Source organism: Microbulbifer regidiadema (SeqCode), from assembly GCF_052466995.1.
Genome location: NZ_CP174297.1, coordinates 1,772,248 through 1,783,746, shown reverse-complemented (window position 1 = coordinate 1,783,746; position 11,499 = coordinate 1,772,248). Strand labels below are relative to the sequence as shown.

Annotated in this window: 10 protein-coding genes; 6 read left to right on the top strand and 4 right to left on the bottom strand. The window is 46.9% G+C overall.

What is annotated here, in order from left to right:
* Window positions 1-145 precede the first annotated feature (145 nt).
* The 4 genes from pdxH to ACJJIK_RS07690 all read left to right on the top strand — a co-directional run bounded on the left by pdxH (window position 146) and on the right by ACJJIK_RS07690 (window position 4,305).
* Window positions 146-784, top strand: coding sequence for a pyridoxamine 5'-phosphate oxidase (gene pdxH, locus ACJJIK_RS07705; protein ID WP_444944661.1), 639 nt, complete (start codon window positions 146-148; stop codon window positions 782-784).
* A gap of 433 nt (window positions 785-1,217) precedes the next feature.
* A complete protein-coding gene (locus ACJJIK_RS07700) occupies window positions 1,218-1,880 on the top strand; it encodes an Hsp70 family protein (protein WP_444944660.1) in 663 nt (220 codons plus the stop codon).
* 53 nt (window positions 1,881-1,933) lie between these two features.
* Window positions 1,934-2,908: an Hsp70 family protein gene (locus tag ACJJIK_RS07695; protein WP_444944659.1), complete on the top strand. Its 975-nt coding sequence runs from the start codon at window positions 1,934-1,936 to the stop codon at window positions 2,906-2,908.
* The gene (locus ACJJIK_RS07690; RefSeq protein ID WP_444944658.1) at window positions 2,908-4,305 is read left to right on the top strand and encodes an RDD family protein; all 1,398 of its coding nucleotides are present in this window, start codon (window positions 2,908-2,910) and stop codon (window positions 4,303-4,305) included. Before ACJJIK_RS07695 ends, ACJJIK_RS07690 begins: the two co-directional genes overlap by 1 nt.
* Before the next feature lie 105 nt (window positions 4,306-4,410).
* On the opposite strand, the gene ACJJIK_RS07685 is transcribed toward ACJJIK_RS07690, so the two are convergent.
* On the bottom strand, window positions 4,411-4,743 hold the full coding sequence (locus tag ACJJIK_RS07685; protein ID WP_444930373.1) for a hypothetical protein: 333 nt from the start codon (window positions 4,741-4,743) through the stop codon (window positions 4,411-4,413).
* A 604-nt stretch (window positions 4,744-5,347) separates the two neighbouring features.
* Between ACJJIK_RS07685 and ACJJIK_RS07680 the strand changes: the two genes are divergently transcribed.
* Both ACJJIK_RS07680 and ACJJIK_RS07675 read left to right on the top strand, forming a co-directional pair.
* Entirely contained in the window at window positions 5,348-5,659 is a 312-nt protein-coding gene (locus tag ACJJIK_RS07680) for a transposase (protein ID WP_444930374.1), read from the top strand.
* A 1-nt stretch (window position 5,660) separates the two neighbouring features.
* Window positions 5,661-5,831 carry a transposase gene (locus ACJJIK_RS07675; RefSeq protein ID WP_444944657.1) on the top strand — a complete coding sequence of 57 codons (171 nt, stop codon included), beginning with the start codon at window positions 5,661-5,663 and terminating at the stop codon, window positions 5,829-5,831.
* Between the two features lie 146 nt (window positions 5,832-5,977).
* On the opposite strand, the gene ACJJIK_RS07670 is transcribed toward ACJJIK_RS07675, so the two are convergent.
* From ACJJIK_RS07670 to ACJJIK_RS07660, 3 genes are all read right to left on the bottom strand, one after another.
* The gene (locus ACJJIK_RS07670) at window positions 5,978-6,871 is read right to left on the bottom strand and encodes an alpha/beta hydrolase (RefSeq protein WP_444944656.1); all 894 of its coding nucleotides are present in this window, start codon (window positions 6,869-6,871) and stop codon (window positions 5,978-5,980) included.
* A 293-nt stretch (window positions 6,872-7,164) separates the two neighbouring features.
* Window positions 7,165-10,266: an efflux RND transporter permease subunit gene (locus ACJJIK_RS07665; RefSeq protein ID WP_444944655.1), complete on the bottom strand. Its 3,102-nt coding sequence runs from the start codon at window positions 10,264-10,266 to the stop codon at window positions 7,165-7,167.
* Window positions 10,263-11,345 (bottom strand): efflux RND transporter periplasmic adaptor subunit, encoded by a 1,083-nt coding sequence (locus ACJJIK_RS07660; RefSeq protein WP_444944654.1) that lies wholly within the window; start codon window positions 11,343-11,345, stop codon window positions 10,263-10,265. The genes ACJJIK_RS07665 and ACJJIK_RS07660 overlap by 4 nt, the downstream gene beginning before the upstream one ends.
* Between the last annotated feature and the right edge of the window lie 154 nt (window positions 11,346-11,499).

Genomic DNA, 11,499 nt, shown 5'->3' with positions numbered 1-11,499 from the left:
GAATCGCGGCAGGAAATGTTGCGAGCTTGCAATAACTTTGCCTGCCGTTAGGTGCTGGGGAATTTGACGAGATGGCTGCCGCGCAATAGCCTTCCGCCACTCCGCTGAATAAACTTTGAGCTAGAACAACCGAGGAAGTAGCACCATGGAAATCGATAAATGGCGTCGGGAATATCAACTGGGCGGTTTAAGACGCTCTGAATTGCCGCCGACCCCCCAGGAGCAGTTCAGCAAGTGGCTTGAGGAAGCTGTTAAGGCGGAGTTCGTTGATGCCAGCGCTATGTGCCTCGCCACCACGAATGCGGAGGGGCAGCCCTCGCAGCGGATCGTTTTGCTGAAGGGCTTCGATGACAAAGGTTTTGTGTTCTACACCAATTTGCACAGTGACAAAGCTCGGGATATGGCGGTTAATCCACAGGTATCCCTGCTGTTTCCCTGGACCCGTCTGGAGCGACAGGTCATTGTCTATGGAAAGGTAGAACCGGTTTCCCGCGAGCGGGCCGAGGCCTACTTTCAATCCCGCCCTCTGGATAGTCAGCTAGCGGCATGGGCCTCTCATCAGAGTCAGCCGATTTCCTCCCGGGAGGAGCTGGAACAGCGGTTTGAAAATGAGAAAACCCGCTTTGCCGGTAAAACGGTCCCCCTGCCGGAATTTTGGGGAGGCTATTGTGTGGTGCCCAGTGCTATTGAGTTTTGGCAGGGGGGCGCAAACAGGCTGCACGATCGTTTTATTTATCGGCTTGAAGAAAATGGGAGCTGGAAGATAGAGCGCCGCGCGCCTTAAATTTTATTTCGGTAGCCTGAGAGGCCCCTGAAGTACCCCATTATATCTCTGCGGGCCCCTGCGGCCCGCTTTGTACCCCCACCTGGCGATTTCCCGCAGCGGGTAATGTCCTGTAGCTGCGCCCCATCTGGCTATTTGTGCTCAAGGCAGCTTAAAATAATACGCTATAAACCGGGTTCAAAATGATAGTTTAAATATCAAGAGATTCGAAATAGCCCGGGAACTTTTGGAAAATTTTGTAATACCTGTGCAGGCCTTAAAAACCGCAAGTGTTGGCTGCGGTTTGCTGTGAATGGCCAGTCCCTTACAGGAATAGTGCGGTAGCTGTGATATCTCGACAGAGTTGGGCCTCCTGCGAGGCCGGGCCCTGGTTGTAGTTCCTATTCACAGGCTGCCCAAAGCAACCGATTTCAAGTATTAGACAGAGGGTAATATGGCCATTATTGGCATCGACCTGGGTACGACCAATAGCGCTTGCGGTGTATTGACCGAAGACGGAGTAAAATTAATTCCCAATCGTTTGGGGGAGACTCTGACCCCCTCTGTTGTGGGGCTTGATGATAGCGGGAAGCTGGTCGTCGGAAAGACGGCAAAAGAACGCCTGATTAATCATAGCGGCACCACGGTGGCGGCATTTAAGCGATTAATGGGCACCGATCATAAAATCTCTCTTGGTAAGCAGCAGTTTACCGCGACCGAATTATCCTCCCTGATTTTAAGGGCTCTAAAAGAAGATGCTGAAACTTACCTCAATGAGGAAGTCACAGAAGCTGTGATCAGCGTCCCGGCCTATTTTAATGATAACCAGCGACATGCGACCAAACTGGCTGGTGAGTTAGCCGGACTGAAAGTTGAGCGCCTGATTAACGAACCAACTTCCGCAGCCATTGCCTATGGTCTACATGATAAACGCGAAGGGCACTTCCTGATCCTAGATCTTGGGGGTGGTACATTTGATGTGTCCATCCTGGAATTTTTTGATGGCATTATGGAAGTTCATGCCAGTGCGGGAGACAACTTCCTCGGAGGAGAGGATTTTGTTGAAGCTATGATTGAAAGCATCCTGGATGAATTCAATCTAAAAAAGAAGCGCTAGAGCCGCGCGAACTGCAAAATTTATATATGCAGTTGGAGACAGCGAAACGCAGAGTGAGCCAATTACCAGAGCAGCAGCTTGAATTGCAAATCGATGGCCGCGCTATGGAATACCGCGTGACCCCCGAATGGTTTGAGAAGCTTAGTACTCCACTACTGCTCAGGGCTAAACGCCCGATAGAGCGCGCGATGCGCGATGCCAATCTGCCGCCGCAGAAAATTGATGAAGTGGTATTGGTTGGCGGTTCGACACGTTTAGCCCATTTCCGCTCAATGGTAGGGCGAATGTTTGGACGCCTGCCGGCCTGTCATTTAGACCCTGATACCGTTGTGGCTATGGGCGCCGCAATTCAGGCAGGCCTGAAGGAAAAAAATTCAGCCCTGGATGATATCGTGTTGACGGATGTGTGCCCCTACACCCTGGGTACGGGCGTGATCAATGAAGATAATTCGCAGCTTGGCAGTTACTTTATGCCAATTATTGAACGCAATACGGTAGTGCCGGTTAGCGTAGTAAGGCGCGTGTGGACAGCGGGCGATGATCAAACACAGCTTTGCATCGATGTCTATCAGGGGGAAAACCGCCTGGTAAGCAAAAATGTTTACCTGGGTGAGCTGACGGTTCCCGTCCCTAAAAAGCCAAAGGGTGAAGAGGCTGCTGATATTCGCTATACCTACGATATGAATGGCTTGCTGGAGGTGGATGTCACCGTTGTCTCCACCGGTAAAACGTTTAATAAATTAATTGAATTTACCCCGGGAGCACTTACAGATATACAAAAAGCGGAAGCTTTACAAAAGCTGGAAAAGTTAAAGTTCCACCCGCGGGAAGATGAGAAAAATCAGGCTATCATTGCGCGCGGTGAGCGTTTGTATGAATCGAGCCTGGGAGAGCAACGGGAATATATCGCTAAGTTGTTGGCCTCCTTCGAAGGTGTGCTTGAGCGGCAAAACCCTGCGGAAATCATCAAGGCTCGCTCTGAAATCGGTGAAATACTGGATCGCCTGGATAGTGAGGACTGGATTTGATGGCCCCTTGGGACACCCTCGAAATCAAGCCTACCGATGATGCCCGGGCGATTAAGCGTGCCTATGCAAAAAAGTTAAGGCAGACTCGCCCGGATGAAAAACCCAAGGAATTTCAACTCCTGCACTCTGCGTACAAGCAGGCGCTACAGCTTGCTGAGGAGCTGCAAGAGGAGGCACATTCTGACCAGGGGGACGATAGACCCTCCGAGCCCCCGCTGGCCAGCTCCGTAGAAGAACCGCTCATTACTGAGAGTGAAGGGCAGGCGATTGCTGCAACCCCCGTGAAGCGGGTGATAGATGAGCCCGTTTTGCCTGAGGTTGCCATAGCGCCTACAACCACTGACACTGCCCCAGAGCCAGAGCCAGAGCCAGAGCCAGAGCCAGAGCCAGAGCCAGAGCCAGAGCCAGAGCCGCCAAAGCTGACGGTAGAGCCCGAAGAGGCAGGGCCCAAATTAAGTGATCAGGTTGAGGTTGCTTTATCGGAATCAGACTCACAAGCCGAATCAAGCCCCGAAAGAGATCTGCGCGTTGAGGAGTACCACCGTGTTCTCAAGCAGGTAGACGATCTTCTCAGTCGTGAACTTGAACTCAATAGTGTGCAAAATTGGCATTTTCTTGCCCAAAGCCCCCATATGCTTGATGAAGAGTATAACTGGAACTTGGGGCTGTCGCTCTTCGAACGCTTTGCCCTCTTTAATCAAAGTATTGAGCAGGGAGAGAAAACCGAAGGCTCTCAGATTAGCTCAGATATTTTGCAATACTGCGATGAGTTGTTTGATTGGAGGGGCAATGCCCCCTACCTGTATCAAGCGCTGGATGACAATTTGTGTAACAGCCTGTTTGGCGCTCTGGAAAATCATGAGTCTGTGGTAGACCCTTTGCGGGGGCTTCGCGGCGGACGGGAAGTGATAAGCGGTCATCGAGAGGAGCAGAGTGAGAACTACGAGCAGTATTACTTTGGCCACTTGTTGGCGAGAGGGGTAGCTGTACTGCTGGATCTATTTCTGCTTTTTGTCGCGGTTGGCTTTCCAGCCTCTATTGTATTGATAAAGGCTTTTGATAAGCCAGAAGATACTGCAACCTTTGAAGCGGCTGGAATCTGTTTGTTAGCATATCTATTACTTGCATGGCTGTTGGAAAGCTCCCGCTTCCAGGCTACGCCGGGAAAATACTTAATGGGATATCGCGTAACTAACCAAAAGTTTGAACGTATTGGATATGGACATGGCCTCTGGCGAGTAGTTAGCTTTACTCTAACCCTGGTGCTGGGGAAAATCGGTTGGTTTATCAACTGTTTTCTCGGCGGCAACTTGATGCATGATCGCCTTAGCCGGAGTCATGTGGTTAATATGCGCAGAACCCGCGAGGAGCATTTGCGGCGTTTGAATGATAAGTAGAGTGGATGGGCGGATAGGTTCCCCCTGTTTTATCTGCAAATAAGCCGCTATCGGCTCGACTAGTTTAAGAAGTTAAATGCCCCGGTTTTACCGGGGTATTTACTATTAATTGTTGTTTACATTGAAGTAACTAAATGTTGGGTAGATCCCATTTTGAAAGCAAGTGTCTAAAACGTTAAAATTAGCTTTTTTCCCTGCAAGAAATGCTGCGGTTAATAAGGTTAAAGTTTCTTGGCCGCTATCGGCATCACGGCTCCATCGAATAGAATTACTGTTGCAGCTATCGGGACCAACAGTTTGGTCTAGATAGGCATAGCAGGTAGCGTCATTCATGTGGCAGCCTATCTTATTGATGGTCACATCGCCAGATGACCCCGCAGATAAGGCGTTTTTTGATAAGCCTATTGCAATTAATGTAATTAGGAGTTTAAGTTTCATTGGGGTCTCCGATTTAAATTGGGTATGCTAGATTAAGTCTCTCAGGGAGCTAGGGAGCCTCTGAATAAGTTTGCGCCCTAAAATAGGTTAGGATAACAATTTGCCGCAAAGAAAATAATGTAACGCAAACCATGTGTCAAGCCAGCTTTTTAGAAGCCGAACACTGGATAGGCACTGTAAAACTCGTAAAGAGAAACTTCTTGAGTAAATGGATTCGTTAATCCCCTGGGAGCGTCTTGAAGTCCTAATGGTCCCTTCTATACAAAATCAGGAAGTGGCTGCTGCTCCAGGGTAATCACACTACAAATTTGGCGGTTTCGAGGTATTAGCCGCCAAAAAACGTGGCTATCCGGAAGGGATGAATCGTAGCCTAACCACATAGCAGGCAACGCAACTTCAAAAAAATCGTAGATGAACAGCCGGATCAGCTCAAGCTTAACTACGCTCTATGGGCGTACAAGACTGTCATGGAGCTAATTAAACATGAATATGGCATAAAAATGCTAATTCGCACCGTAGGTGATTATCTGAAATGCTGAGGTTTTACAGCGCAGAAGCCCGCCGGACGGGCCTATGAGAAAAATCCTAAATCCGTTAAAAATTGATGGAAGAAGACTATCTAGATATTAAACAGCGTGCGAAACAGGAGGGTGCAGAAATTTACCGGGGCGATAAAACGGACATTCGCAGTGATTGTCAGTATGAGCGGGGCTATGCGCCAAAAGGAAAAACGCCCATTGCGAAGCTAAATGCAAAGCGAGCTTCACTCAATATGATTTCAGCGATTACAAATCAAGGAGCAGTACGCTTTCAAGTTTACGAAGGAAGTATGGATGTCGACAGGTTAATTGGCTTTCTTAAGCGATTAATCAATACAGTAGGTCGCAAAGTTCCCCTCATTCTGGACAGCACTTAGAGTGCATCATGCTCGAGTGGTTAAAGCCTGGCTGTCAGAACATGAGAATGAGATAGAAATATTTTGCTTGCCATCGTATTCACCTGAATTGAATCTGGATAAATATTTAAACTGCGACCTTAAAGGGGGGGCGTACATAGTGGGATTTCAGCACGATCCAAGAAAAAATTGAAAACAAAATACTTTCTCACATGAGGATGCTGCAGAAAAAGCTCGTGCGAGTAGCTTCCTGCTTTTAGGATAAGTAAATTAAATATGCAGCATAAGCGAACTATTGGGCCGCCGGGTTAATAGTTTAAAATTTAGCAGGATTTTTTGTTAGAAAGAGTACTTTCTAGGTAGGATCTGGCTACTAAATACCTTTTCAATCCCTTGGTCATATCCAGGGGCGACAACTGTGCTGTGATTCTCATGATCAAACATATGTTGTTTTAAGGTTAAGTTTTCATATTGACGGGATTTAAGCTGTTGGGTTAAAAAAGAAAAATCTTCAATCCCGCAAACTGAATTAACCTCATTGCAAACCTCTTCACTGCCAATAAATAAATACACACTCTTCCCCAAGTCGGTATTGCGCTCTGCATAGGCCAGTTCGCTGTCCAAAATTTGTTTGTCGGCCCACCATATACTGGGGCTTCCAATAACATATCGATCAAAGTTATTGGTGTGGTTGAACAGTGCATGTAGGGCGAGGAGCCCTCCCAGGGAGTGGCCGACCAGAGTTTCATCTTCTTCGTTGCCTTTAAAATTATTATTAATAAAGGGTTTAAGTTCCTCTTCAATAAATTCGAGAAAATGATCGGCACCACCACCGAGTTTGGCGCCTTTGATCACGCCGGATACAGGGGTAAAGTCCACCACTCGCTGGGAGAGATTTCGGTGGTCGAAAGCATGGGAAATACCTACCAGAATCACCGCAGGAACTTTGACATTGCCAAACTCATCGGGAACCTGCTCCTGAATCAGGTTGGGAGCAGTCATGGGGAAATGTAGAAAGCCGTCGGTCATATAGATGACCGGGTAGCGATCAGCATTTTCTGGGCTGTAAGAGAGCGGGAGCATAACGTCGATAACGTATTTGCGCTCCAGTAGATCAGAGTAAAAGTTATAAGACAGTATGCCCGGGCGGCTAAAGGTTGTGGGCTCGGCATTGCCGGCCGCAGCCAACTGGCAGTAGGCGGCAAGGGCGAATATCGCCAATAGTCTAATCATCTTCATTATTATCCTCGTGGGGCCTTGGTTATCCACCAAGGGAGGGGATATTTGCCTGGAAGCCTACCAGATAGATATGGGCGGTCGCTAGCAGTTCTATAAATTACGATAGGTGATGCTTCTCTTGATAAGAGACTGTGATCACAAATTATGGGTTTGGGGGAGATACAGGGGGCTTCTCTTTGGGGTTGGGGGCTGTAATCGATTTAAAGTAGCTATGAGTAACACCTGTGCTGGCACCTTTATTGTAGTTGCCAGCACAGGCCTATTAGGCTGAAGCCCCTTATAGGGGGCTAGGTGCTGCTAGGTTGCGGTAGTTTCAGGTCATTCTTTGGCTCATGAGGCGATACTTGGGGGCTAAATGCTTTTTGGGAGAGCAGCGCAGACATAAAGGCCAAGATAAATAGGGCGCTAAATAGCATTCCGCCGGTAATCACTGTGGCTAGCCCCCGGTAAATGGTGGCACTATTTCCTGGATTGAGCACTAGGGGGAGGTTGCCAAAGATACAGGTGATTGTGGTGAGCATAATGGGGCGGACGCGCAAGCTGGCTGCTGCATATATGGCATCTAGTTGGCTGGCTCCGCTTTGCAGAGACTTTTGAAACTGATTAACCAGTAGTATTGCATTATTAACCACAAGGCCCATCAGGATTACAAATCCAATCATGGTTATCACATCAAGGCTTTGCGGGGTGAAAAGGTTTAAAACCTGTAAGCTCAACATTCCGCCAGCGAATGAGAGGGGTATCGCGCAGAGAACAGCGGCAGCGAGTTTTACCGATTTCAGCGCGAAGTACATTAGCAGGGCCAGGACTACCAGGGCGGCTAAAAATATCTTCATAAACTCATTGAGAAATAAGTTGAGCTCATTGGCGCTACCCCGAAACTGGGTATGAAGATCCCTGTAGGGACTCTCTGACAGAAAAGCTTTTACGGATTTATCGACATTCTCGACAAAAGACTTCATCGCCACGCCCTCTGCCGGCGTTAAATTGATCGATGCGCTTACTTCCTGGCCAACGCGAAGTATACTGGCGGGGGCCTGAGTGATTTTGGCGTCAGTAAGTTCGCGCAGTGGGATAAATCCATGACCATTAATTAATATTTCAGTATCTAGAAGTGTCTGTAGGTTTTGTGGGGCCTTTGCCTTGAAATAGAATGGAAGAGTGTTGGTTCCTGTATAGAAGTGTCCAATATAGATTCCATCGGTTAGGGCCATTAAATGACGGTTTAACTCTGATACTGTAATACCTAAATGAGTCAGCTGCACTAGGCGAGGCTGAAACTCTATTCGGACCGCTCGATTTTGCAGCGCACTGCCTTCTCGAATTTGCGCTTCTGGAAGTTCTGAGCGCAAGTGGTTTATAAGTGCTGTGCCGGCCAGCTGCAATCTAGATAGTTCCGCGCCTTTAATATCCAGTTGGCTAATGCGGTTGTTAGGCATTGCAAATCTTAACAGGCCGCCGTGTCTAAAATGAATTTGAGTACCGATTAACCCATAGAGTGCCTTCTCATTGAGCCACTCTTGTAGTTTGTCAAACTCCCAGTCACCCTTGGTGTATAAATACAGGTGGCAGTTATTTGGGCTGCAAATGATTCCATAGGTTGAGAGTTGCTCTTCTATTTCTTGTTTATTGGCGGTAATTCTGTTGACTACCCGCTCTGCAATATTGGTTTTAATCACGTCTGCGGCTAGAGGGGTTTCGAAATTGATAAAAACAGAGATCATATTCTGTTTGGGATCGGGAAGGACATCTATGGGAGGTGACGAATAATAAGTGGCGATCAGCGCAATTGGTAAACCCAAAGTTAGGATAGCCATTGCTCTCTTAGGGTTGCTTGCGACTTGAATTGAGCGATTGACAAATTTCTTTAGTGCAGTGTTAATCGTTGTATTGGCAGCCTCTTTTTTCACCGGGGTAGATTTTCCCAGCAAGTGCCTCGCCAGTGAAGGTAGTATTAGCAGGGCAAATAATAGGGAGGCGAGTAGGGCGCTTGAAATTGTGAAAGCTAAATCCTGAAATAACTGTCCGGTTGCGGACTTCATAGCAATAATCGGTAGAAAAACAATAACACTGGATACTGTAGATGAGATCAAGGGTCCGGTGACTTCCCTAGTGCCCCGTATAATGCTTTCTTGAGTGTTGACCCCTTGTTGTCGCAATCCTTGGATATTTTCTATAACAATAATTGCGGCATCAACCATTAATCCAATAGACAGTGCAATTCCCGCTATAGAGATAACGTTCATACTCCTACCGCCGAGGTACATACCGAGAATAACGAGGGAGACACAGACAGGGATACTTAAAAATATTAGGGTTAAGGTTCTAAAGTTGCGCAGAAACCAATAGAGTACCAGGCAGGCAAGTAAAGATCCTAGCAGCAGGCTGCCGTATACCAGATTGAGGGAGTCTCGAATGCCCTTGGAGTCATCACGGCTTATAGCAAGCTCCATCCCGAGCCGTTTCAACTCTCCACTGTTTAGCCCTTCCATGGTTGATTTCAGCTGTGCAATAGTTTCTAGAACATTGACATTTTGGCTGGGAAGCAGATAAAAATAGAGTGACCGGTTACCTTCGAGGGCAAAATATGACCAGTCCGATGCTATGCGTGGTGTTACTGAGGCGATATCCGAGAGCTGGATAATCTGATTCCCTCTCGTGGCGATGGGTAGCTGTGAAAGTTCGCCTATGGGAACCTGCCCCTTAAAGTGTAAGGCATAATCTTTGGAGCCAATTTTAAGATTGCCGCCCGAACGGTCTACAAGGTTATTGAGATGCTCAGTGACTTCAGCAATACTTAAAGAGTTCTGAATCATTCTTTCTGAATCGAATTCAATGTCAACTCGCTGGGCGGTGGGTGTGCCGGCCTCTTCAATGGATGATACCCCAGGAATTTTGCTGATGGCGGGTTTTACATGGTTTGTGAATGCATCAATTAAATCCAATTCACTGGCCGGCTGCTTTGAATATAGAAAAAATGTTGCCAGTGTGGCGCCTGCGCCATTGGAGAAGTTAAATACACGTGGTGTGCTGACCTGGGTTGGCCAGTTAGGCACTTGGTTGATTCTGGAGAGGACTTCAATATACATCTTCTCCATATCTGCTTCTGTATGAAAGTCAATGGTGGTCCAGGCTATACCGCTATTGATATTGGTCTGCACTTCTTTCAAATGACTTAAATTGGAGAGTGTTTGCTCCAGTGGAGCAATAAGTATTTGCTCTATTTCTTCCGCTGTCTTCCCTGGCCAGGCTGTTGCCAGAGCAATTTGCGGGCGATTAATCGAGGGGAGTAGGGCATTGGGTAAATTTAAGCCGGCTATAATGCCGGCAATGATCAGCGTAAAGGTGCAACTTATAATGATGGAACTGTATTTTTCTAGCGCTTTCATGTGCTTTCCCTCTCGGTGGGAGTAACAGCTTCATTGAGTTGCAATCCTTCATGGCCCAACACCACGAGAAGATCACCCGGTGCAATGGTTGAGCGCACAACAAAATAATCCTGGAGTGTATCTATTATTTGCACTTTTGCGCTAACTGCTCTTTGGTCACTATTTAGAGTCCAAACTTTATATTGTTGGCCGCTTTCGAGTATAACTGCGTCACTTGGAACTTTAGTGATAAACTCTTGATTATCTTTGCTGCTGAAGGGCGTCAACATTGTGATTTCAAATCGTTGCCCAACTAGCAGGGAATTAAAGTTTTGTCTGCTGGCTTCAAAGAAAAGTCGCAAATTTTGTGTTTCCGGGTTAACGGTATGGCTAATATTTCTGAGGGCGATATCTTGCTCGTGAAGTTTAAAGATACTTTGACTTAACAAGTTCTCTTTATTTAGATGTTCCTCGGGTAGGCTGCATTCAATTTGATTTTCAATAAGTGGAAGCAGTTGCATAATTCTTTGCCCTGAATTAAGTCTCTCCCCCGGGTTGGCATCTATACTTAAAACCTGGCTATCGTTTTTTGCAAAGTGTTGCAGGCGCTTTGAACGATATTCGGCTGTATGTAACTGCTGCTCAAGTCTTTGCTTAGTTAAGCGATAGGTATCTACGTCCAATTTAAGATTATTTAAATGAGATGAAGATACCATGTCGGCTGAGCGAAGTTTTTCTAGTCTACCCAGCTCTTCTTCTGCATAAGTCAGCTGGCTCTGGGTGATTTCTATATCTGTGCGAATAATCTTGATTTCCTGGGAGAGGTAGAAATCATCTTGGGCAGCTACTAGTTCGCCGGCTTTAACAATGGAGCCGATCGGCTTTATTTGTGTTAATTCTGCTTCAGTATGACTGGATATTTGGTACAGTGGTGGTGATGATACAGAACAAAAAAGTTTTGCCCTGATGGCCTGCTCCCAAGGGTGTGCAGCTTCCACTAGTACCGTGCGGCCAGTATTGGCAAGAGCGTTGCAGCTAATAAGTAGTGTAAAAAAAGAAATACTGATCGCAAAGAGCTTTCTAATTTTATGGTTTCTCATGTTGAGACTCTTGCTAATATTATTTTCGAATTGATTGTTGGTATGAGCGAGCCATGATCTAGCTGGAAGGCTTTAAAGGGGCTATATTGCCTTATTTGACTAAAAGGTATATTGGAGAGCGGTTCCCTACAATCGCTGTGCGGCAAGGTGAAAT